This is a genomic window from Candidatus Defluviilinea proxima, assembly GCA_016721115.1.
In the GTDB taxonomy this organism is placed as follows: Bacteria; Chloroflexota; Anaerolineae; order Anaerolineales; family Villigracilaceae; genus Defluviilinea; species Defluviilinea proxima.
Genome location: JADKIW010000001.1, coordinates 3,801,654 through 3,825,042, shown reverse-complemented (window position 1 = coordinate 3,825,042; position 23,389 = coordinate 3,801,654). Strand labels below are relative to the sequence as shown.

Here is a 23,389-nt window from a genome sequence, read left to right as displayed (position 1 = left end):
GTTAGCCTGCTTTTGACTTTAGAGACTACTCATTGATTGAAAAGTATTCTTTTATTTTCGAATCTAACTGAGTACTCACTTCTCCTTCAAAATCTCTTACCTTTTCAAAAAGGCATTGAATATTTTGTGCTTTAATTCATGCACTCTGACATAATGTTCGGCAAATTTCTTTTGAGCGTCGAGGTCAAATTCTCCGCTTTCAGTGGTTGGTATCAAAATTTCTATTTCTGAAATATTGTTCCAAGTTGCTTTGTGCTTGAAGTCATAACCGTACTTCTTCTTTATATCTTGAATGTAGCACAAAACGTATTCTGGCAAAATCTTATCATCAATTACTTCAAAAGATGCTCTGGACGCATTTACATAATATTCGCTTTCGTGGAAGAATATGTGTGTGCCTGCGCTACTTTCACCATCTGTTGCAAATGATATGTGAGGATGTTCTTTGGTAGCCTTCAACGGTTCTTTTGCTTGTCTCTTTATGTAGGCAACTGGTTTTCTAGCCGCAGAATAAAGGGGAATATCATTTGGATTCTTTGTGTCTATCTCTGAATACTTTATTTTGGTCAAGTCAAGATTTGTAGCGGAATAAGCGGAATAATGCTTGAAATATTTTTTGTCCGTTAACTGAATGGGCAAATGACTGCTTTTGATTCCAATATCTACATTCAATTCTTTTTCAAGAGTCTTTTTTATTTCGTCAAGTTTTTCTTGGAAGAAGTCAATGTTTTCAAATAAATCATTGTCGCTGACGCCAGAATCATCTTCTAAAATTCCGAGTTCAATTTTCTCGTCAATTGTCCAGTAGTTTTCGATTAGCCAATTAAGATTATTTGTGAAACTTTCAATCGGAATGGCTTTGATATTTGCTAACCTGTTTTGATAACCTGCTCTGTCTGCGTGGAAATACTTATATTCACGGGTGATAGGAATTAAATCATTGTCCGATTGTCGAATTCTGTCTGCGTCCAGTGTTTCTCCGATGGTTCTCGCAATAGCAGAAAAAACGGGGAAATCTTGCAAAGATTTGTCAGAGTCTTTTCTTTGAAGCCCTAAGATATAGGTTTTCTTTCTTGTAGCATAAAAGGTTTTTTCTGGGAGAGAAATAATACATTTGACGAAACACAATTCAAGAATTTTCTTCTTTAACTCATTGTCGGTGGCTCTGTAAAAGAATCCATCGGGCAAAATTACAAACGCTTCTCCGCTTCTGGCAAGTTCCTGTAAAATTTTCTGTACGAATAGACCTTCTTTTCCTACGGATGTTGTAGGATAGTATTTTGATAATTCCCCATGTTGGCGAATGTAATCACGGTAAACGCTTGTTCCCCGTAAAACGTATGGGGGATTCGACATTATCAAATTGTATTTTTGAGGTTCTTGAATTTCCAAAGAGCCGATAATGCTTTTATCTTCCAACACAAAAATGTTGCTCAATAACTCAGAAAACTCATGAGTCATCTTCGGGTTTTCTGCAAGTAATTCTGTAAGCGTAATCAACAAGTTGGCTTTAGCCAGAATTATTGTTAAGTCGTCGTAATCATAGCCACTATAAGAAATGCTCGACTTGATAGATTTTTTATCAACGTGAAAATCTTGCTTGTTGTTGGTTCGTCTGTTCAAAATTGTTTCTATGACAAAACCACCAACGCCGCAAGCAGGGTCGCCCATCTTGCTATTGTCGGGAAGATTTTTTACGTTTGCAATCTCTGTCATTGCCTTAATGACGTTTCTTGGTGTGAAAAACTGCGCCAGTTGCTTTTTGCCTGTCGTTCCTTTTAGAAAATCTTCAAACAAGCGACTTTTGAAATCGGGGTCAATGTTTTCGAGTTTCCCAAAGGTGTTAAATGCTGTCAAAATATCGAAAAATAACCCGTCTTGATTTTGGTCATTTTTCAAACTCAAACCGTTGATAATGGTCGTGCCATCGTCATGTGAAGGAAAAATTTTCTTGATATATGGTCTGACATTGCTGAGATAATATTTCAGGCAATGAGTTTTGCCTTTTTGGAGAACGCTGTCAAAATCAACATTGTTTCCATTGTCGTCAATTTTCAAAACTTCCAAGTCGCTAAGAAACTTGAAAATAAAAAGTTCTGTGAATGTCATCAAACATTTTTTTGGGTCGTCACCAGTTGCTAACCATACAGATTGCCAAACTTGTTTAGCCAGTGTGGACGGGGAAACGGTGTTTTTAGGGCGAATAACACTATTTGTCTTATCAATTGCCCTTAGAAGCAAGTTAATAGTGTCAATGGTTTCTGAACTGGAATGGTCAAAATGAGGATTGAAAAAAGTTCCATTGTCATTCTTGATAAACGAAAAGCCACGTTGAATTTTTGCGCTTCCGTCCTTGTAAACATGCTCTGCTTGGTCAAGTGCAATAGTTGGGTTTATCCAAAATGCAGAAATTCCATCTGTGATAATTCCGATTTTCGCTTCCAAAGTTTGACAATAATCATTGCATTGCTCAAATGCTTTTTGCCGTTTTTCAGCCGTGTCAAAACTGGAAGGTTGTTTATGTTCAATAACGCAAATTACCGAAACTGAAGAAAGTTTTTTCCTGTCGCAAATTAAAGCGTCTGGAGATTTGTTTCCGTAAACCCCATAATCTTTATTTGGAACGATTTTATATTTTTTCAGATTTTCAATACTGCTCTTGCCAATGTTATAAAACTCAAAAGAGCCAAAAGGCTCTCCATGTTTCTCGTAATTTTTCTGGATGATTTCTTCGCTCATCTAAATTACCTTTTTAAAGATGTGATAATTGTGCAAGGGGCAAGCCAACGGCTTGCGTTAGCGGCGGACAAGGGGCGGGCGTAGAGAAAAGTCTGAGAGCAGAAAAGCCTGAAGCCAGGAAAATGCCTGTAAATCGCGCAGACTCCCCGCCGTCCGCTGCACGCTGTGTTAGGCAACCGACCTTGAACGCCCGACTCGATTGCGATAAAAAGAGAGTACCGCCGAGGTAGCTAAATTTTACGACGAACTCTCACGCTGGCAACGGACAAAAAAAATTACGACTTGCCAGAAGCTTTGCCAAGCAAGCGAGATGACAAATTGAAAAATGGACTCCACCGATAAAATGGATTTATGTAAGCCAACCTGAACTGAACCTGTCAAAACGTTGATAAAAAAAACGTGCTACTTTTGAAAAGCTGATGATGACAAAAGAAGGACATTGCCGAAGAAACCCAACTTTGTCTGAGTGACCTGACCCAAAAGACAAACTCAATATTCGCGGGCCACAATCAACCAAACCCATGACCAAGGGCAGGAAACAAAACTTGCAGATGCCAAAGCCACCACAAAAAAATGATCTGCTCAAAAAAATAGAATTGTCTTTTTGCTAAATTGCAAAATCGAGACGGCGATTCAAAAAGTCTTTTGAGTTTTCCAACAGGTTGCCTAACGGTTTGCGTTACCCGCGCTGGGGCGGCGGAACGCCGTCCGACTGGGAAAATGCTAAGGCGTGGAAAAAGGCTTGGAATCGCGCCAGAATCCCCAGCGTCGGGTGCACGCTTTGTTGGCACGCTTTTGATTATAAGACTCGAAGCCTGTAAAAGAAAACATTATTTTTCTGAAAGATTAGAAAGTAGCAGTTTTGCTACTTCAATTTTGGCGTCAATAATTTTCTCTCGAACCGTTTCATCTTTATCAGTAGATATGTTATCCAATATTTGCATGGCAACCCCGACTGAACTTGTCTTATCTAAGGACTTAATGAAATTAGTGGAATGTTCAACTGCTGAACGATATAAAACAAGAAATGTTGCCCCGATAAACTCAGTAAGCGCACCGCCAACGCCTGCAACAATTACAGGGGTTATAAATTCTGGATTTTGTAATGTTAGAAAAACGGCGGTTGCTAAAAACACAAACCCAATAATCATTACGATGACACTTAAACCGAAAATCCAATTTATTTGTTTTAGATTTGCTGATAAGTATGCTTCTAACTTTGCCGTTGCTAAATCCCAAGCGGGCTTTGCTTTATCTGGATTTTGCTCAACACGCACACGTGCAACTTCAATATCTTTTTTCGACACAGTAAAAATATCTGAAACATCTTTTAGAGACCCCAACACGGCAAAAATTGCCCCAATAACCAACAAGGAAAGAAAAGGCTCGAAACTTGGATTTTTTATCAACCAGTACATGGTGACTATTACAACTATTGCTAAGACCACCAAGATGATTATATAAGTTTTTGAGCGTCCCCGAAACAATTCTGTTATCTTGTTCATAATTACCGACCTTTTGTTTTGCTCATTATGCAAGGGGCGTGCCAACGGTGTGCGTTACCCGCGGGTGGGCGGGACGAGGCAACGCTACTTTGCCGGAACCAGCTTCAAGCCACACAACCTGCCCAAAAACGCGCAGACTCCCACCCGTCGGGTGCACGCTGTGTTGGGCAACCTTTATGAACCCAAGACTCGTTGCCTGAAACACGGAACCACCGATAAACTGACAAAATTATTGCACACCACCTAAACTTTGGCAACTACCAAAAAATCTGTTTTGTAAAGAACTGTTGTTTCTATGTCTGAAGACTATTGAAAATCGTGAAGACAAGTGACAGAACCTGCTTGTTTCAGAACTTGTAACCTAGCTGATTCAATAGCGCTTGTACCCAGACCATCAAACCAATGCCAATTGCTATTGCAATGATTGAGAACAACCAGCCAATAATACTACTTGGGCTAGAAGGCTTTTCCTTTGGAATACCACCTAAATGCTGTTCCACGAATTTGGGAGAAATGATATATGCCAGACCATACAGAAAAAACAAAGGTGATAAAACGATAATCGCGCGAGATGTCGTGATCGAAGCCGAACCATTCTCAGCCATTCTGATTGGACGATAACATGAGAGATAAGTGCTGACAAAACCAATCAAGAGGAGTAGTGCTCCCGTCTTGAGATATGGAATTCTATCTTTTGACATAATCGCCCTCGATCTTCATCATTCTTATAGTATTTGGCAGCAAAGTAAACCCAATATGAGGTTGCCCAACGGTTTGCGTTACCCGCGCTGGGGCGGGCAGCGGAACGCTGTCCGACTGGAAAAATGCTGAGGCGTAGAAAAATGCTTGGAGTTGCGCCAGAATCCCCAGCGTCGGGTGCACGCTTTGTTGGGCGGCGTTATTTTACTTTAGACTCTTTCTGCAAAGGTTTTCCTTGAAAGGACACATAAAACGAAGTAAATGTTTGCCCAAGCATACTAAATTTTATGACGTTACTGCTGTAAACCAACAAAATCGTTATAAAAAGGGGTAAAAATCCATAAAGTTTTAATACCCCAGCAAACGAAATAAATAAGACTATTGAAAGAGTGAGAAATACACTTGCTATGCCCATTTCAAAGTTTCTCATCAATATCAATCGGTCAATTTTTCGGAAATAATAATCAGGTTCCTTTAGTTCTATATAATTTTGGCAAATGATAGCCAAATAATGATAATCTGCTTTTTTGACCCAATTACCAAAGGATTGTTCCAAAATTGCTAATATTTCGGGTTTTGGTTCAGGAACATGAAATTGCCTCTTAAGAGGGAGAATATTTTCAAGATAAAAAATAAGTGTGGAAGCCATATAGCCTATGACATATACGATGCCAGTACAACCGAATATCACTCCTACGTCTCCAACTGTTGTCCTAATTGCAGTTATAAAAAATTGCGATACACCAAAATCAAGATTGAAGCCCGTCACAATAAGAGTAATTAATGTTCCTGGAATGAAATAAGAAAGAACATCGCGAATTAACAGGGTTTCAACAAAGCGTGAAAGGGACATTGTTTATCTCCACTATATCAAATCACATAGCTTGCTTACGGACAGCCGCCCAACGGTTTGCGTTACCCGCGCTGGGGCGGGCGGCGGAATGCCGTCCGACTGGGAAAATGATAAGGCGTAGAAAAAGGCTTGGAATCGCGCCAGACTCCCCAGCGTCGGGTGCACGCTTTGTTGGGCGTTTTTGATTTGCGCAAGACTCGTTGCCCGAAAAAAGACGCCGCTACTAACTTGACTAAATTTTACACGTTACAAACTTTTTGGCAACTACTAAATCAACTCGCTTATTCCGAACAAAATCATTACCAAATAGACCTTCGCAACTATTTCATTGCACTTTTTTCAGAACTAACCTACAAAACCTGCTTCCTTATTTTCTTTGTTGATTTCGGCTTCCAAAAATCTTCCTTCTTTCCGCCAGTAACAGAATACACAATTCCTGCAATCATAGCGAGTGGATGAGTGATAAACATGCTGATGACGTGTGTTTTGCTGTAAATATAAACTGGATAACTTACTTCGGTTGACCTTCCGTTCATTGCAACGAAATAATGTCCTGCTATTCCACTGCCGTTTATAGCGTCGCCGTTAATAGCATCTCCACCAAGCATTAAAGCAACAACGACAAAAACCACAAAATTGATTATTGCCACTTTGAAAACAATTCTGCATATCTCGTGTAACTTTTGATTGCTTTTATTTTTTGCGTGATGTGATTTCATGGTTTCAACGGCTTTGAATTATTCGCAAGAAAACGCCCAACGGTTTGCGTTACCTGCGCTGGGGCGGGGACGGCGAAGCCGTCCGATTGGAAAAATGATAAGGCGTGGAAAACTGCTTGAGATTTGCGCAGAATCCCCAGCGTCAGGTGCACGCTTTGTTGGGCGCTGTTGGGTGGAAGACGCGTTCATCTTTTCTCCCACCACGCATATCTATATTCTTTCTCGTTTTGATAACCAAGTTTTTTTGCAAGACGCACAGACGGTGTATTTTGTTTTGCGCAATCCCACCATGTTGAATACCCTTGCATTTCGCATGTTTCAATAAGTTTTGCACACGCTATTGTGGCAAGACCTTTTTGACGATAATTTTCATGGGTGGTTACTCCGACTTCCATTAACCCATGCGTGGGTGCGCCCGTCGCCGCTTCACAGACCAAATAATCATCTTGAACTAATGATACCCCAAGCGTGTATTGCATGACATTTTCTATTGAATCAAAAGATGCAAGAGTTGAATCATAGTCAAAAGATTTTTTAAACAAGTGCTCATCACGGGATACCAAAGCATAATTTGACGGAAGTTGCGAAACAAGTGTTTCTAAGTTCGTTTCTGCAGATGAGCGCTCAGTGAAATATAAAGTAAATCCATCATAATCTGGGCTGTCGGGGAGTATTTTATTTAGCGGATTGTCTAACCAACACCCAACACCGATACCGCCAAATTGAAAAAGTGCCCGAATATAGATGGGATAACCGAAGAAGTTATTTGACCGCCAAAATAAAGTGTTCCATAAATGCCTTCACGTACCACTGCCCAACTTGGTTGAGTAAGGTTGTCAACTAAAATCTGTCCTGTGATGATGCCTTCAAGAACATTGAAAGCGCGAGGCATAGTTGGATTATTCAAATCAAACAGATTCAAGATTTCTGGAGTTACTTCTTGTTGTGTGATTGATAGCATAAGAACCACTCATTCTGTTGAATATTTACAAGATTATTTTATGACCAAGCGCCCAACTAGTGTTTATACAGCGCGCTGTATAAACACCCGATTTGGGGTGTTATACAGCAATTTTGCTGTATAATCCCTTATATATTCCATAACAGCATTATACAAGTACCACCAGAAAGGGGCAAGAATGCAACAAACCCCAAAAGCAAAAAAACTGCTCGACCAATACAGCGACAATATCCGCCTAAAACAATACTCTCCCCGCACTGAAAAAACATACATCCACTGGGTACGGGAATACATCCTTTTTCACAATAAACGCCACCCGCGTGAAATGGGAGTTCCTGAAATCAACCAATTCATCACGCACCTTGTAGTCGAGCGAAATGCATCTGCGTCCACCCAAAACCAAGCAATTAGCGCTATCCTCTTCCTTTACTCTAACACTCTCAACATCAAGTTAGATCAATCATCCCTCAACTTTGTCAGGCCCAAAAGAGGCAAGCGAGTTCCTAATGTTCTTTCTGTCAGGGAAGCCAAAGCCGTCATCGCAAATATGACCGGTGTGTATAAGCTTATGACTCAAATTATGTACGGTAGTGGACTTCGCCTCATGGAATGTTTGCGCCTGCGCGTTAAAGACATAGATTTTGAAAACCACCGAATTGTTGTCTATGATGGGAAAGGGGGCGATGATCGCGTCACGATGCTCCCCGACAGTATTCTTGTCCCCATGCGGGAACACCTTGCGCGAGTGAATGCCCTTCATCAAAAAGACCTTGCCGCAGGCTATGGTTCCGTTCACATGCCCTTTGGATTGGAGAAAAAATACCCTAACGCCCACAAACAATGGATTTGGCAATATGTATTCCCCGCATCCAACCTCTTTACCGACCCCGAAACAAGAATTCCCCGCCGCCATCATATCCACGAAACTGCTCTGCAACGTGCCATTCGAGATGCTGCAAAACTTGCCAAAATAAACAAACGTGTTACACCACACACCTTCCGCCATAGTTTTGCCACACATCTTTTGCAAAGTGGCTACGACATCCGCACTGTGCAGGAACTTCTTGGCCACAAGGATGTCAAAACCACCATGATCTACACCCATGTCTTACAACGAGGCGGTCTCGCTGTCAAATCCCCGCTCGATACTTGATCTTCAATCTGAAACTGAAACTTTCAACTCTACATTCTTCATTCAATCGTCTCCGTATAAACCTTTTCCCCGAACGCGGCACTTTCGTATTCGCCGCGATATTCCTGTGGCATCAACTCCGCAAGGCGGGCCATCATCTCGTCCACGATCTGTTTGCGCACCTCGCGCGACATCTTCACGCCATCCAACTTTAACTTGAACTGTTTCCCCACGCGGATGTGAAAGTTTGTGCGCTTGAAGCGCGGAAGATTCTTGAGAAAATCCTCACCGCCCCAATGTGCTATCGGCAAGATCGGCGCACCTGCTTGCACCGCCAGCATCACGGCGCCGGGTTGTGCCTGTTTGAGACGCCCGGTCTTGTTGCGTGTCCCTTCGGGGGCGATGCCGAAAATGAAACCGTCGTCCAACGCTTTGAGTGCTTTCTTCAGAGCCGCGATGTCACCTTCTCCGCGCCGCACAGGGATCAACCCCCACAACGTGAACAACCAATTCAAGAAGGCGTTGTCCCATGCTTCCATCTTTGCCCAACCAGTGATGGGGCGGGGCACCAGTTGTCCGAAGAAAACGGCAACCTCCAATTGTCCCGTATGATTCGCGATCACGATCAATGGTCCCTTGGCAGGTACATCATCGATGTTGCCTTTGTCAATGCGGCAGAGAATTTCAGTCCCAAACTTTACAAGAATACTTGTGAATTTATATAGCATAAAGTCTCTCAAAAAATGATTTCAGCGCGCAAGTGTATCATGAATCACGGACGCCATTTTTGATACTCTTCGGGTGTATCCAGGTCGGCCAGAATGTTCGAGTCATCCGTTGTGACATACTCCACCTCGGCCTGATGCGCATTGATAAAATCGCGCGGCGATAGCGGCGACTTCATCTGCAACAACGCATCCCACAACGGGCGCGCCACCAACCATGGATGACCGCGTCTCATTTGATAACTCGGGATCACAAGATTGGACCTCGACTCTCGAAACGCCTCGCAAACCATCCGCACGCTTCTTTCCTGGACTTGAGGCTGGTCGCCCAATCCGATCAGCATTGCGGCCCCCCTCTCCGCGCGGGAGAGGGGCGGGGGGGTGAGGGCTTTGACCCCGCATTGAAGCGAAGATAACATCTCCCCGTTGGAATACTCCTTGTTGTGCACAGTCCTCACGTGAAGCCCCGAAACGAGACTTTCCACTTGCGCTCTTGCTCCACCCGTAACGATGACAATATCGCTAACTCCTGCATTTTGAAAAACAGAGATCACATGTGTCAACACGCTTTCACTTCCCCAAGGCAAAAGCATTTTGGGTTGTCCCATCCGTTTCGATTCGCCTGCCGCTAGAATGACCGCTGTGATCATAGATCCTCGTTCGAGATCAAACGTTGATATTGTTCGGGCGTATCTACATCCAATAATAGACTCTCGTCGTGCCACGGAAGATACTCCACTTTGTGTTTGTGGAAGATTGCCCTGCCGCCCGTATCGCCTTCGATGTTCATCAAGTCCGCGAATGTGACTCGATCAAACAAAACAGGATTCGCTCTACGATCCATGACCATTGGTGCAACGATGGGATAGAGTCCACTGGCATGTTTTTCTTTTAATGCATGAATGATGGATGTGCCCACCTGTGGTTGGTCCGCAAGAAGAAAGACGGCACCTCCCCCAAATCCGAAACGTAAATCTTGATGTTCAACAGCATTTTGCTCAATTCGGATTTGGGGGAGGACGGGAGGGGGTAGAAGGGAAAACACCCCCGCTTTTATCGAACTTCCCTGTCCACTTTGCCATTCTTCATTTCTTACAATGACTACATCCAAATCTTTGATGATTGCTTCAACCTTCTCTGCATTGGCTCCCGTCACCACAACTACGGGTGACAAGCCAGCCTCCAATGCAGTTTTAGCAACAACCCTGACGAACGGTTGACCTTTCCAATCGAGTAATTGCTTTGGCTCTCCAAAGCGTGTCGCTTCGCCCGCGGCAAGGATGATCCCTGCGATGGGTTCATGCACCGCATGGATCTGGTCATTGGCTAAGCTGGCGATTAGAACCGATTGATAGTTTGGTAATAGGGGAGCAGTCATCGCCCGCGCCATGGATTGTGTCTCAGCGGTATCGGCTTGATTGAGTAATACAACACGCCTTGCGTTTTTTGGGATATTTTTCAACCCGCCATTCGGATGAGACAATACTTGTGCTAAAGCATTTATCGTGACCGTTTCTCCGATTTCCAAACCGCTAAGCCTAGAAAATATTTCCGCGCGATGAATGTACTCTTCTGTCAAAGCTTTGCCCAAGCCCGATAGCCCAGCAACTTGAACGATCAGATCAACAAAATTTGGGATAGGTGGTTCATGGTCCGCCCACGCTTTGAGCGGCTTTTCTCGCGAACCATCTGCCTCGATCAATAAAGGGATGGAGTGACTTTTGCAATATTGATGGATTCTTGTCAGCAAAGATTCGCTGATTGGCTTAGTTCTTTCGCCTTCTGTTGTGCCGGTGATCAATAAAATGCCCTGAAAATTCAACTCTGCATCGCTTAGCGATGCAGAGCCTGAGGAAATGTGTTTCCCAGCGTGTTTCGTTTGCCACGCCCCCAAGTGGGTTGTTGCGGTGACGATCACCGGCGATGATAATTCCTGTGCCAGCTTGAACATGGCGGTTGACTTTCCCCCGGCGCCAACAAACGCCACGCAAGAATGTGACTGCATCCGCAATGCCTGTGAAAGCGATATGTTCATCGTCTGGATTATACACAGCAACCATCCGCCGAAGCGATATAGTACATAGTGATGCGGTTAGTTAGATGACAGTCAATATTCCCTATTGCACTGTCTGATTCACCTTCGTGTACAAGTAAGGTATAATAGTTTCGCTTCATTAACTGAAGCCCGATAAAAATCAACATCAAGGCAGTGTAATGGCAGGCGAACCCATCATTTCAACCGAGTACTGGAAAAATCTTCAAATTACCCGACAAGACGTCGAGTTTTTGCATAACCATCTTTTCGAGACCGAGACCCCACTAACAACACGCGAACTGGTGACTGTGTTGTTACAAGAGCGCAACCGGGCGGAAAGACTTGCTGTACAACAGCGCCGTCAGGCGGGCGGCAAGGTGTTTTTCCCAAAAGAATCATATCAAGCTGGCGATGCAGTTGTTTTCCCTGCATTGGGTTGGAAGCATGGGAAAGTTTCTGATGTGCGTCCGGGGACAAATCCTGTGTTGGGTGAGTTTGACGTTATAACCGTTGCATTAGACGACAACACGGAACGCCTTTTTGCTTCTCGTCTTGCGGCTCATGCCCTGAACGATGAACCTGTTACTCCTCAGGAAGATGATTTTGACCTTGATGCTATTTTGCGAGTCAATGGCCATGCGCTCGATAAGAAACTTGAATCTGCCCTGCAAACTGACGAGAACATTGTGCGCATTGCGGGTCGTTGGTTCCCACGCGCCCTGCTGATAGACGTCAATGTAGGACATCTCAATTTAGCTGAAGCAGTCTTGGACATGTCTGGAGGCGAACCGCTTTCCACATCCGCTTTGTTGAAGGATGTGGCCCTCCCAGAGGGTGTCAATCTCAAGTTGGCAGAGTTCTCCTTAAACCTGGCTTTGCAAGAAGATGGCCGTTTCGATGAAGTTGGTCCGGCGGGGAATGTTTTGTGGTGTTTGCACAGGCTTGAGCCAGAAGGTGTGCGTGAAGTGCCCATGCATTTGAACTGCCCGCCCATGGAGTATGACCGCTCGCTCCTCAATGAACAGATGGTCGCTTTGGAGCGGGAACTGGATGATGAATTAAGTGATACAGACCTGTCGAGCGATAACGAGCATAAGGCAGTTACGCTTTCTTTGATTTTCCCGCATTTGCGAGCTGGCACTTTGCCGCTTTCCAGCCGTATTCAGCCGCTATTCCCGACTGCGTACGAGTCGGAGCGTGTCCGCTTTACTTTGGTGGATGGAAAGACAAAGCAAAAAATGCCGGGTTGGGTGGTGCGTGAACATAAGTACGTGTATGGTTTACACGATTGGTATAAATCGAACGAATTGATGCCGGGAAGCTTGATCAGTATTCGCAAAGGGGAACAGCCCGGTGAAGTGATTATCGAAGCGAAAACACATCGTTCAACCAAAGACTGGTTGCGAACCGTGATCGTTGGCGCAGACGGTGGTGTGGTGTTCGCCATGTTGAAGCAATCGGTCTCTGCTGAATTCAATGACCGTATGGCCTTTGCCATTCCTTCCTTTCAATCTGTGGATCGGGTTTGGGAGCAGGAAGCGAGACGCCCATTTGACCAGTTGGTCGTGAACATGATCCGTGAGATGTCCAAGTTGACGCCGCAGGGCCACGTCCATGCGCAGGAACTGTATTCTGCGATCAATATTGTCCGACGTACCCCGGCTCCGTTGTTTGCTTTGCTGATGTCCAAATCGGATATTTCACACGTCGGCGATATGCATTTTAGAATCAATGACTAGGAGAGAATGAGTTATGTCTGAGGGCAAACGCTCCACCCTTATTAAACCTACAACTGCCACCCCGTTTCACATTGACTTTGATTGGTGGCAAAAGAACGAGCGTGACTGGCACGTTTATTTGCGCTCCTTTTTGTGCGCTGAACATCAGGAAGCGTTCGCAACTATTGAAGAAGGACAGATGTTGGATTGGGTTGACCCGGTCACCGCTGAAGTCAAATCAGTGGACGGCGTGCAGAATACGTTGATGTCTCACTGTGCTAAACAACCCGATTTTCTAACCGAGCAAACGGCGCTCGTGGATGCCGTATTTCGATTGTTCCTCACGAATGGAAATATCCCCATGTCTTCCGATGAATTGGGGAAGCGCTTGAACCGTCCCGCTATAACGATCCTGCGGACACTTGGCGGTATCCGCGTCTACAAGGGCATTCGGCCTGTTAGCGGATAGAATTTTGTTAAGGGGGATGGGTTTGCTTCCTTAGCAAGGCCGTAATACAATTATATAAGATGCCCCCGTAGCTCAATGGATAGAGCAACAGCCTTCTAAGCTGCAGGTTGTGGGTTCGAATCCCGCCGGGGGCGCTCGCCTCCAACCGGTTTCTTGTTGAAAATAAAGGTAAGTAAGCTATGCCAACGATCATCAGAAAATCATCCTCTGTTTTAGTGGAAGCCCGTCGAGAAACATATACCGCAATGAGCTGGTTCGTGCGCCCGAATACATGGCGGCCTCCCACCGATGTGTATGAAACGGACGAGAACTTCATGGTAAAGATGGAGATCGCCGGGGTAAAAGAGGAAGATATTGAAGTGGTGATACAAAGCGGACTTTTGCTTATCAATGGAACACGTTCTGATTCGAGTGAACGGAAGTCCTATCATCAAATGGAAATACAGTTCGGAAAATTCTCTGTAGGGATCGAATTGCCCGTGCAGGTCAATGCTGAAAATGCAACCGCAGAATACAAGGATGGTTTCCTAACCATCCTACTCCCCAAAGAAAAAATGGATAATTAACAGATGCCTGCTTCCCGATGGCAAACCAGTTTCAATGATCTTTTTAGATGGATGGAGGAAGCCGACGAAGAATGGCTGTCGGCAATGGCTCCTTCCATGTTTTCACGCGTCCAGAAAAATAAATCATCTGATGAATCGTCAGACGCTTTGGATATGACAAAATTCCCAGACGTCCTTCCCATCCTGCCGTTGCGTGGGGTGGTGGTATATCCGCAGACTGCTGTCCCGTTGACGGTTGGTCAGCCGCGCTCGATCAAATTAGTGGATGATGTTGTGGGCGGGGACAAGTTAGTTGGATTGGTGACATCCATCAATCCGGAACTTGAGATGCCAGGGCCAGCGGATCTTTATCGCGTAGGGACGATTGCTACTGTCCATCGACTTTTGCGCGCCCCTGATGGCACCGTCCGTTTGCTTGTGCAGGGTATGGCTCGTTTCCGGCTGGGTGAATTCATTGAAGAAGAACCCTACCTGAAAGCACGCATTGAGCTTGCCCCAGAAATTGTCGAGCAAGGATTGGAAATTGATGCACTGGCACGTAATGCACGCGATCAATTCCATCAGATCACACAAATGATCCCATCCTTCCCGGAAGAGTTGGAAATGTCCATCACTTCGGTGGAAGACCCGTTGCAAACTGCTTATACCATTGCGAACTTCCAGCGCATGGACATTAAGGACGCGCAAGAGATTCTTGAGATCGACTCGGTCTCTGATAAGTTGAAAAAGTTGGTCGGCCTGCTCGTGCGCGAAGCGGAAGTTTTGCAGTTGGGGCAAAAGATCCAGAATGAAGCGCGTGGTGAGATCGAAAAAGTCCAGCGTGACTATTTCCTGCGTGAACAGATGAAAGCCATCCAGAAAGAACTTGGTGAGAAGGATGAACAAGCCGCAGAAGTGGAAGAATTCCGCAAGAAGATCGAAGATGCGAAAATGCCTGAAGAGGCCGAGAAACTTGCCAGGCGCGAATTGGACCGTCTTTCACGCTTGCCGACTGCTGCGGCTGAATATGGTGTTATTCGCACCTACCTCGATTGGTTGGTCTCTATCCCTTGGTCGGCGTCTACGCCGGATAACCTCGATATTAAACATGCACGAGAGATCCTCGATCAGGATCATTACGGACTTGAAGATGTCAAGGAACGTATCCTTGAATTTCTTGCCATCCGCAAACTTCGCCTTGAACGAAAAGATGATAACAAGGCACCCAGCGAAGATCACATCCGTCAGGAGCGCGAAGGTGTAATCCTTTGTTTTGTTGGTCCTCCAGGTGTTGGTAAGACATCGCTCGGTCAGTCCATTGCCCGAGCGATGGAAAGAAAATTCGTGCGCGTATCCCTCGGCGGGGTCCGGGATGAAGCAGAAATTCGTGGGCATCGCCGCACGTATATCGGGTCAATGCCCGGGCGTATTCTCCAGTCGCTTCGTCGCATTGAGACAAAGAATCCCGTTTTCATGCTCGATGAAATTGACAAACTGACTTTCGATTTTCACGGTGACCCAGCCTCGGCTCTGCTTGAGGTGTTGGACCCCGAACAGAATCGCGAGTTCCGTGATAATTATCTCGAAGTTGCTTACGACCTTTCGCAGGTCTTCTTTATCACAACCGCAAATACGCTGGAGACGATCCCCGGCCCATTGCGCGACCGTATGGAGATCATTTATCTTTCCGGTTATACCGAGAATGAAAAGATCGCGATTGCCAAGGGCTACCTCGTTCCGCGTCAGATTCGTGAGAATAGTTTGCGAGAAAAAGAGATCACATTCAAAGATGATTCTCTTCGCAGGATCATTCGCGAATACACGCGTGAAGCGGGCGTCAGAAATTTGGAACGAAAGATTGGTGCTGTGTGCCGTAAGGTTGGTACACGTATTGCCGAAAAGAAATTAAAGAAGACTACGATCAATCCCGACAAGATTGAAGAGTATCTTGATAACCCCATCTTCTTGCCGAGCGAAGAGCTCAACCAGCGCGTCTCGATCCCCGGCGTTGTGCCCGGTTTGGCATGGACGCCTTATGGTGGCGACGTTCTTTTTGTTGAAGCCACCAGTATGCCCGGCGGCAAAGGCTTCCAGATTACCGGCTCGATTGGAAACGTGATGAATGAATCGGCACGCGCCGCGTTATCGTTCGTGCGGTCTCGCACCAAAGCTCTTGGCCTTGACGATGAATTTTTCAATAAATCCGACATTCATCTTCATATCCCCTCGGGCGCCCAACCCAAAGATGGCCCCTCTGCAGGTGTGACCATGGCTACGGCGCTTGTATCGTTGGCTTCGGGCCGCAAGATCAAGGCAAACCTCGGTATGACCGGTGAGATTACGTTGCGTGGTCAGGTGCTTCGCATTGGCGGCCTCAAAGAAAAAGTGCTTGCTGGTCATCGTGCCGGTTTACGTACGATTGTTCTGCCACGACGTAACGAACAAGACCTCGATGATGTGCCTGATGAGATCAAGCAATTTATGACATTTGTTCTCGTGGACACCGTTGACGAAGTGATTGCAGCATCCTTGGAGCCTGTTAAAGGTATCAAGGAAACAAAGAAGATATCTAAAGCAAAACCGAAAAAGAAAACATCCTCGAGGGAGAAAAAACAGAATGTCAAAAGTACTGCTCGCCGAAGATGATCAAACCATGGTCACTTTACTTACAACCCTCCTTAGAATGGAGGGGTTTGAGGTGATTGCATTAGCCTCCGTATCTGATGTTCCCGGTGCCGTTTTGCAACACCGCCCTGATAATCTTTTGATCGATTATCACCTTGGTCGCCAGAACGGCATCGAAGTGGTGGAAGCCATCCGCTCAAACTCTGCAAACAAAAACCTCAACATTGTGATGGCATCTGGCTTGAATGTAAAAGACGACTGCCTGAGTCGTGGCGCCAATCATTTTATACTCAAGCCATTCATGCCCGATGATCTGATTAAACTTTTAAAAAAATAGGATGACGATTCGATTTGGGATTCTGACCCTCTCTGACCGATCTTCACGTGGCGAGCGTGCAGACTCCTCCGGCCCAGCCCTTGCGCGTCTTATCGAAGCCGAAGGCTGGTCCATTACCAAGCAGTCTCTCCTCCCCGACGACGAATCTGCCATCCGCCAGATTCTAAGTGAGTGGTCTGATAGCCGTGATTTGGACGTGATTCTCACTACCGGGGGAACCGGTTTCTCCCCTCGTGATGTGACACCCGAAGCCACGCGTGCCGTCATTGACCGCGAAGCGCCCGGACTCGCAGAAGCTATGCGTGCGGCTAGTCTAAAGATCACGCCACACGCCATGTTGTCGAGAATCGTTACAGGGATTCGGAAACAAACCCTCATCATTAATTTGCCAGGAAGCCCCAAAGGGGCGGTGGAAAACTTGCAAGTGGTTATCCCCGTATTGCTTCATGCAGTTCAGCTCTTACAAGAAGACCCCCGATCAGAATCTTCTCACTAATTAATGGTCTCATAGTATAATCCCGCCGCTCTACGGAGTATCGCATAAACTGCTTTATCCAAAGCAAACCTTCATTCATAATTTTATGAAAAATTGAGTGGTTTATAAAGCAAGCGATAAAAATTACCAAACAAGGAAAGTGCAAGCATGATAGATGTAAACGAACTTCGCAAAGGTGTCACCTTCGAGTTGGATGGCGGCCTCTACAAAGTGGTGGACTACAGCCACAACAAAACTGGGCGTGGCAATGCCAATATTCGCATCAAAGCCCGCAATTTGCTGACCGGCGCTAACATCGAGCGTACCTTTAACTCAGGTTTATCCGTGCAGGATGTGCGACTTGATTTCCATAATGTCTCCTATCTATACACAGATGGCGAGTTTTACCATTTCATGGATAACGAAACCTTTGAACAGCCTGCCATCAAAGCAGAGACTCTTGGCGAAAGTGCCCTGTACCTCAAAGAAGGCATGGAAGTCAAGTTAACCTTCTATAAAGACGCTCCACTGGATATCGAAATGCCCAGCTCGGTGGATCTGAAGGTTATCGAAGCTGAAACTGCCATTCGCGGCGATACTGCCACCGGCGTGACCAAGAAGGTCAAGACCGAAACTGGCCTCGAAGTGAACTGCCCTCAATTCGTAAAGGTTGGCGATGTGATCCGCGTCAACACTGAAACGGGCGACTACGTTACACGCGTCTAAGAAGATTTATTCGGTGTGCCGCCCCGGCCATTACTTTATAAGATGATCATAATTGAGCGAGCGGCCTGCGTAATTAAATGGCATGCTCGCTCATCGTTTAAACATATATGAGAACCCCATCTGGCAAAGACTGCCCTCACTTTTATGGCGACTACTTCCGTGGACGTAACCTGGAGGAATGCCGCCTTCTCAAAGCTACAGGCCAGGAATGGTCGCGCGATCTTTGCGCTTCTTGCCCGGTCCCTGAGATCAGCATGGCAAATGCATGCGAATTCATGAAGTTGCGCCCGAAGGTTGGGCGTCCACTTTCCGCCGCCTTCATGCGACGTGTACAGGTGCAGGCATTTTGCGAGAAATCTCAAAAGAACGTCAAGGAGCCACATGTTGGTTGTGGGGAATGTCATGCTCTGCCGTTTAAATTTGAGGTCAAATCCTGAAATGCCCTCTTGGCTCGTGGGGTTTTATTTAAACAAAGGAATCGTTCAAACGTAATGTCATTAACCCTTTTATTCGACCTCGATGATACTCTGTTGGATACGAATATCGAGGCATTTATCCCTGCCTATTTTCAATCCCTTTCTGAACACGTGGCCTCTTACGTGTCTCCAAATGTTATGCTTCCTGCATTAAGCTCCGCTACTAAATTAATGATGAGTAGCGACGACCCATCGCGTACTTTGCAATGTGTGTTTGAAGCAGATTTTTACGAAAAGCTTGGGGTCTCCAAACAAAAGTTAACTGAAGCCATTGACTATTATTACGACAATGTGTTTCCTGGTATTGAAGTAAAAACTAAGCGGCGACCAGATGCGGCTCCATTGATCGAATGGGCTTTGTCCAAAGGGTACCGACTGGCTGTCGCCACCGATCCGCTTTTTCCGCGCAAGGCAACTCTCCATCGTTTGCGTTGGGCGGGATTGGATCCGTCACAGTTTGAAATTGTTTCTACATTCGAAGATTTTCATTTTACGAAAGCATTTCCTGAATATTATGCAGAGGTATTAGGGCAACTCGGTTGGCCCGATGGCCCCGTGTTGATGGTTGGGAATGATGCACAACGGGACTTAATTCCCGCGAATCGGCTTGGGCTGAAAACATATTTTATCGACGGAGATCCCGCCTCAAGTCCAGGATTTGAAGCGGGGTGCGGCAAATTAGCTGATCTACGCCCGTGGCTGGAATCCACAGACCTATCTACGCTGGAGCCTTCGTTTAAATCCCCTGATGCAATTCTTGCGATCATGCACTCTACACCAGCCGCGATCAATAGTCTCCTGTCGTTACTGACAAAAGACGAATGGCAAACAGAACCTGCGCGTGAAGATTGGGCAATGAATGAGATCATTTGTCATTTGCGTGACACAGAACGAGAGATTCACCACATGCAACTCAAGTTGATGCTTGAGCGTGATGGCGCTTTCATACCACGCCCAGATACAGGTGTGTGGGCAAGTGAAAGGGATTATTTGCACGAAGATGGCAAAACCGCCCTTGATGAGTTTACACATGCTCGTTTGGCGAATGTTGATCTGCTTTCAAAGATGGATGGTGACATGTGGTCACGTAAGGCTCGTCATGCGATTTTTGGCCCTACAGACTTCCTTGAAGTGGCGGGTTTTATGGCAGATCATGATCGTATGCATGTACAACAGATTTGGAAGACCTTGCAGAGCCTTCGGAATGGGCGTGTCTAATTAGCGGCGAGTGTGTTATAACACTCGAAATTTACCGGGAGTGACCTCTCCTGGATCTGTTCAAGGAGATTTACTTTTATGACTAGAAGAGTTGTAGTAACGGGGATGGGGTGTATTAGCCCTGTTGGGAACACCGTTAAAGAGACATGGGATTCTTTGCTGGCAGGAAAGTCGGGAGCAGGTCCGATCACATTGTTCGATGCCAGTAAACATAAAACGCGCTTTGCGGCAGAGGTCAAGGGGTTTGATGCAGTAGCTCTGTTTGGCGCGCGTGAAGCACGCAAGATGGATCGCTTTACACAATTTGCTACAGTAGCCACTCTTGAAGCGTTGGAAAATGCTGGGTTGAAAATTGATGACTCGAATCGTGATCGCGTTGGTGTTTTGATCGGGACCGGTATCGGTGGTATCGGAACGATCGTTGAGCAGGCTGAATTGATGCGAGAGCGTGGTCCTGATCGCGTTAGCCCGTTCCTTGTTCCTATGATGATCTCGGATAGTGCGGCTGGGATGCTTGCCATTCGTACAGGTGCACGTGGACCTAACATGGCTGTTGCGACGGCTTGTGCTTCTGGAAATAATGCCATCGGCGAAGCATTCGATATTATCCGCCGTGGTGCGGCCGATGTTATGATCGCTGGTGGAGCAGAAGGTGCTCTTGTTTCGTTGACAATGGCTGGGATGAACGTAATGGGCGCTCTTTCCACGCGTAATGATGACCCGCTTACTGCATCACGTCCCTTCGATAAAGACCGTGATGGATTCCTGATGGGCGAAGGCGCAGGGGTTTTAATTTTGGAAACTCTCGAACATGCGCAGGCACGCGGTGCAAACATTTTAGGCGAATTGGCAGGATATGGCACAACTGATGATGCACATCATATCTCTGCTCCTGCAGAGAATGGCGCAGGCGCGGCTATGTCTATGAAGCTGGCATTGGAAGATGCCGGTTTGCAACTTGCAGATATTGACTACATCAATGCGCACGGTACATCAACGCCATTGAATGACAAAAGCGAAACGGCGGCAATTAAAACCGTTTTTGGTGAACAGGCATATAAGATTCCTGTCTCTTCTACCAAGTCCATGACGGGACATTTGCTCGGCGCCTCGGGCGCAGTGGAAGCGGTCTTTAGTTTGCTAGCGATCGGCGAAGGAATCATTCCTCCCACGATCAATTACCAAACGCCTGACCCTATGTGTGACTTGGATTATGTCCCTAATAAAGCCCGCAAGGCCTCTATCAAACATGTTATGTCCAACTCCTTTGGGTTTGGCGGTCATAACGCAACCCTGGTGTTTAGTAAATTTGTGGGGTGATTCGTAATTATGTCGGGCCGTTTTTTGCGGCCCGATTGCAATTATTTAGGAGTACGTTATGCAATATGCACATATCACAGGTTGGGGTATGTCTGCGCCTGAAACTATTTTGACAAATGATGACCTGTCCAAGATGGTCGATACGAACGATGCATGGATCCGCGAACGCACTGGGATTCGTGAACGACGAATCGTAAAAGAGGGGCAGACTACTTCCTCTTTGGGCGTGGATGCATCGCTCAAGGCTTTGGCGGTTGCCAATGTACGTCCCACCGACATTGATTTGATCATCTGCGCTACTTCAACGCCTGACTATATTTTCCCTGCAACAGCATGTTTGATACAAGATCAGATCGGCGCCACGAAAGCAGGCGCGTTTGACTTGTTGGCCGCTTGCTCTGGCTTCATCTATGGTCTGAATATGGCGGCTCAAGCCATACGAAGTGGCTCGATCAAGACGGCGCTTGTCGTTGGCTCTGAGACGCTTTCGCGTTTTGTAAACTGGAAAGATAGAGGCACATGTATTCTCTTTGGCGACGGGGCAGGTGCATTTGTTTTGCAAGCCAGTGACAAGCCCGGTGGTGTTTATTCGGCTGTCATGCATTCGGACGGTTCTGGCGGCGATTCGCTGACCCTACAGGGCGGTGGAAGTCGTTACCCTGCTTCTGAAGCGACTATTCAGGAAGGGCGTCATTACATCACCATGGATGGCAAGGAAGTATTCCGTTTTGCCACGCGTGTGATGGCCCAAGCTACCATTGAGGCTCTTGATGGTGCCGGCATGAAACTTGAAGATGTGAATTGGATCATTCCGCATCAGGCAAACATCCGCATTATTGATGCAGCGGCACGTGGACTCAAACTCCCGATGGATAAATTTATTGTCAACATCGAACGGTATGGAAACACCTCCACCGCGTCTATTCCGATGGCGACTGTGGAAGCTGTTGAAAAGGGACAGATCAAGTCTGGCGACAAAATGGTATTTGTAGGTTTTGGCGCGGGCCTTACTTGGGGAGCAGTGACCGCCGAATGGACTGGTCCATTCCCGAGCAAGGGCACACTACGCCCGCAACAATATCTCTTGTTTGGGCGAGTGCGTTCGTTTATTCGTCGTGCCATTCGCTTTATCGAAGGCATTATCTTCCGCCGCGAACTATAATGGCCTGATGACCCCGATTGTGGTACGATACGCACGACACTGAAAGAAAGGAGCTGCCAATGTTTTCACGTTTTGGACCTACTGAATTGATCATCATTCTGGTGATCGTTGTCCTTGTGTTCGGACCGGGCCGCATCGGCAAGATCGCAGGCGAGCTGGGTAAAGGCATTAAATCCTTTCGAGATGGATTGAGCGAAGAAAAGAAAGACGATCAAGCCACAGACTCGAAGGATAACGAACCAAAGTAAAAAATCAAAAAGACTCCTTTACGGGAGTCTTTTTGATTTACCGTACAGTGTACAAAATCTTAGTACACGATTTCTTTGATGGTTTTATCTTTCACCATTTGTTCTACAAACTTCTCATGGTTTTTGGGTGAGCCAATAACGCGCCACATTCCAACAACCATATCCTCTTTTTTCGTTTGATGTTGTTCCAACACGTTTAACGAACAATCTGCCATTGCCTTCTTGATCTTGTCAACACCCTTCAAACTCGAGGATGAGATCACGATTTTGTAGGAACGTGCCTCGCGGATGTGGTCGATCCACCGCTCGATGTAGGGGAATATGAACAGAACGATCAGCACGACTGCTGTCGAAATAGACACGAACACCAATTCGCCCGCGCCAATTCCCATCCCCAAGGCGGCTGAAAGCCAGATCGTTGCGGCAGTAGTTAATCCACCGATCCGGCCTTGCTCATGGACGATTGCACCAGCACCTAAAAAGCCGATGCCTGTCACGATGTTCGCGGCCACGCGTGTGCGGGTAAAGCCGGGGTCCATGCTGATTGAGAAGATCGTGAACAAAGTTGATCCAACTGTGATCAAAATAATTGTGCGAAACCCTGCTGCTTTATCTTGAAATTCCCGTTCGGCGCCGATCAGACCACCAAGCAGTACAGCCATTCCAACTTTCAAGAGATTTTCTAGGATGATTGAATTCATA

24 protein-coding genes and 1 tRNA gene are annotated in these 23,389 nt (G+C 46.2%); 14 read left to right on the top strand and 11 right to left on the bottom strand.

Features of this window, described 5'->3' with window-relative positions; genetic code table 11:
• Nucleotides 1–96 precede the first annotated feature (96 nt).
• The 7 genes from IPP66_17670 to IPP66_17640 form a co-directional block, all read right to left on the bottom strand.
• Nucleotides 97–2,739, bottom strand: a complete 2,643-nt coding sequence (locus IPP66_17670; protein ID MBK9927101.1) for an N-6 DNA methylase — start codon at nucleotides 2,737–2,739, stop codon at nucleotides 97–99.
• A gap of 830 nt (nucleotides 2,740–3,569) precedes the next feature.
• Complete coding sequence (locus tag IPP66_17665; protein MBK9927100.1) at nucleotides 3,570–4,244, bottom strand: hypothetical protein; 675 nt, start codon at nucleotides 4,242–4,244, stop codon at nucleotides 3,570–3,572.
• 347 nt (nucleotides 4,245–4,591) lie between these two features.
• Entirely contained in the window at nucleotides 4,592–4,945 is a 354-nt protein-coding gene (locus IPP66_17660; protein MBK9927099.1) for a hypothetical protein, read from the bottom strand.
• Nucleotides 4,946–5,142: 197 nt separating this feature from the next.
• A complete protein-coding gene (locus IPP66_17655; GenBank protein ID MBK9927098.1) occupies nucleotides 5,143–5,796 on the bottom strand; it encodes a hypothetical protein in 654 nt (217 codons plus the stop codon).
• A gap of 350 nt (nucleotides 5,797–6,146) precedes the next feature.
• Nucleotides 6,147–6,515, bottom strand: coding sequence for a hypothetical protein (locus tag IPP66_17650; protein MBK9927097.1), 369 nt, complete (start codon nucleotides 6,513–6,515; stop codon nucleotides 6,147–6,149).
• Between the two features lie 185 nt (nucleotides 6,516–6,700).
• Nucleotides 6,701–7,261 (bottom strand): GNAT family N-acetyltransferase, encoded by a 561-nt coding sequence (locus tag IPP66_17645; protein ID MBK9927096.1) that lies wholly within the window; start codon nucleotides 7,259–7,261, stop codon nucleotides 6,701–6,703.
• Nucleotides 7,207–7,476, bottom strand: coding sequence for a hypothetical protein (locus tag IPP66_17640; protein ID MBK9927095.1), 270 nt, complete (start codon nucleotides 7,474–7,476; stop codon nucleotides 7,207–7,209). Before IPP66_17640 ends, IPP66_17645 begins: the two co-directional genes overlap by 55 nt.
• A 178-nt stretch (nucleotides 7,477–7,654) precedes the next feature.
• Between IPP66_17640 and IPP66_17635 the strand changes: the two genes are divergently transcribed.
• A complete protein-coding gene (locus IPP66_17635; GenBank protein MBK9927094.1) occupies nucleotides 7,655–8,629 on the top strand; it encodes an integron integrase in 975 nt (324 codons plus the stop codon).
• A 38-nt stretch (nucleotides 8,630–8,667) separates the two neighbouring features.
• Here IPP66_17635 and IPP66_17630 read toward each other — a convergent pair whose 3' ends face one another.
• Genes IPP66_17630 through yqeC form a run of 3 tightly spaced genes read right to left on the bottom strand, consistent with a single transcriptional unit; the run spans nucleotide 8,668 to nucleotide 11,368 of the window.
• Nucleotides 8,668–9,336, bottom strand: coding sequence for a 1-acyl-sn-glycerol-3-phosphate acyltransferase (locus IPP66_17630; GenBank protein ID MBK9927093.1), 669 nt, complete (start codon nucleotides 9,334–9,336; stop codon nucleotides 8,668–8,670).
• Nucleotides 9,337–9,380: 44 nt separating this feature from the next.
• On the bottom strand, nucleotides 9,381–9,983 hold the full coding sequence (locus tag IPP66_17625; protein ID MBK9927092.1) for a nucleotidyltransferase family protein: 603 nt from the start codon (nucleotides 9,981–9,983) through the stop codon (nucleotides 9,381–9,383).
• On the bottom strand, nucleotides 9,980–11,368 hold the full coding sequence (gene yqeC, locus IPP66_17620; GenBank protein MBK9927091.1) for a putative selenium-dependent hydroxylase accessory protein YqeC: 1,389 nt from the start codon (nucleotides 11,366–11,368) through the stop codon (nucleotides 9,980–9,982). Before yqeC ends, IPP66_17625 begins: the two co-directional genes overlap by 4 nt.
• A 179-nt stretch (nucleotides 11,369–11,547) precedes the next feature.
• Here yqeC and IPP66_17615 point away from each other — a divergent pair, with 179 nt between their 5' ends.
• The 13 genes from IPP66_17615 to tatA all read left to right on the top strand — a co-directional run bounded on the left by IPP66_17615 (nucleotide 11,548) and on the right by tatA (nucleotide 22,687).
• Entirely contained in the window at nucleotides 11,548–13,107 is a 1,560-nt protein-coding gene (locus IPP66_17615) for a hypothetical protein (protein MBK9927090.1), read from the top strand.
• Between the two features lie 13 nt (nucleotides 13,108–13,120).
• Nucleotides 13,121–13,555: a hypothetical protein gene (locus tag IPP66_17610; protein ID MBK9927089.1), complete on the top strand. Its 435-nt coding sequence runs from the start codon at nucleotides 13,121–13,123 to the stop codon at nucleotides 13,553–13,555.
• 61 nt (nucleotides 13,556–13,616) lie between these two features.
• Nucleotides 13,617–13,689: transfer RNA gene (locus IPP66_17605), tRNA-Arg, on the top strand.
• Nucleotides 13,690–13,734: 45 nt separating this feature from the next.
• A complete protein-coding gene (locus tag IPP66_17600) occupies nucleotides 13,735–14,121 on the top strand; it encodes an Hsp20/alpha crystallin family protein (GenBank protein MBK9927088.1) in 387 nt (128 codons plus the stop codon).
• Between the two features lie 96 nt (nucleotides 14,122–14,217).
• Nucleotides 14,218–16,746: an endopeptidase La gene (gene lon, locus IPP66_17595; protein ID MBK9927087.1), complete on the top strand. Its 2,529-nt coding sequence runs from the start codon at nucleotides 14,218–14,220 to the stop codon at nucleotides 16,744–16,746.
• Nucleotides 16,718–17,062 (top strand): response regulator, encoded by a 345-nt coding sequence (locus tag IPP66_17590; protein MBK9927086.1) that lies wholly within the window; start codon nucleotides 16,718–16,720, stop codon nucleotides 17,060–17,062. The genes lon and IPP66_17590 overlap by 29 nt, the downstream gene beginning before the upstream one ends.
• Before the next feature lie 7 nt (nucleotides 17,063–17,069).
• Nucleotides 17,070–17,558, top strand: a complete 489-nt coding sequence (locus tag IPP66_17585; protein MBK9927085.1) for a MogA/MoaB family molybdenum cofactor biosynthesis protein — start codon at nucleotides 17,070–17,072, stop codon at nucleotides 17,556–17,558.
• A 147-nt stretch (nucleotides 17,559–17,705) separates the two neighbouring features.
• Complete coding sequence (gene efp / locus IPP66_17580) at nucleotides 17,706–18,263, top strand: elongation factor P (GenBank protein MBK9927084.1); 558 nt, start codon at nucleotides 17,706–17,708, stop codon at nucleotides 18,261–18,263.
• A 107-nt stretch (nucleotides 18,264–18,370) separates the two neighbouring features.
• On the top strand, nucleotides 18,371–18,700 hold the full coding sequence (locus IPP66_17575) for a hypothetical protein (GenBank protein MBK9927083.1): 330 nt from the start codon (nucleotides 18,371–18,373) through the stop codon (nucleotides 18,698–18,700).
• A gap of 54 nt (nucleotides 18,701–18,754) precedes the next feature.
• On the top strand, nucleotides 18,755–19,957 hold the full coding sequence (locus IPP66_17570) for an HAD hydrolase-like protein (GenBank protein MBK9927082.1): 1,203 nt from the start codon (nucleotides 18,755–18,757) through the stop codon (nucleotides 19,955–19,957).
• Between the two features lie 78 nt (nucleotides 19,958–20,035).
• Nucleotides 20,036–21,277 carry a beta-ketoacyl-ACP synthase II gene (fabF, locus tag IPP66_17565; protein ID MBK9927081.1) on the top strand — a complete coding sequence of 414 codons (1,242 nt, stop codon included), beginning with the start codon at nucleotides 20,036–20,038 and terminating at the stop codon, nucleotides 21,275–21,277.
• Nucleotides 21,278–21,335: 58 nt separating this feature from the next.
• Nucleotides 21,336–22,439, top strand: coding sequence for a ketoacyl-ACP synthase III (locus IPP66_17560; GenBank protein MBK9927080.1), 1,104 nt, complete (start codon nucleotides 21,336–21,338; stop codon nucleotides 22,437–22,439).
• A 59-nt stretch (nucleotides 22,440–22,498) separates the two neighbouring features.
• Nucleotides 22,499–22,687: a twin-arginine translocase TatA/TatE family subunit gene (gene tatA / locus IPP66_17555; GenBank protein ID MBK9927079.1), complete on the top strand. Its 189-nt coding sequence runs from the start codon at nucleotides 22,499–22,501 to the stop codon at nucleotides 22,685–22,687.
• 59 nt (nucleotides 22,688–22,746) lie between these two features.
• Here the strand turns inward: tatA and IPP66_17550 are convergent, their stop codons facing one another.
• Nucleotides 22,747–23,388, bottom strand: a complete 642-nt coding sequence (locus IPP66_17550; protein ID MBK9927078.1) for an MgtC/SapB family protein — start codon at nucleotides 23,386–23,388, stop codon at nucleotides 22,747–22,749.
• Nucleotide 23,389 lies beyond the last annotated feature (1 nt).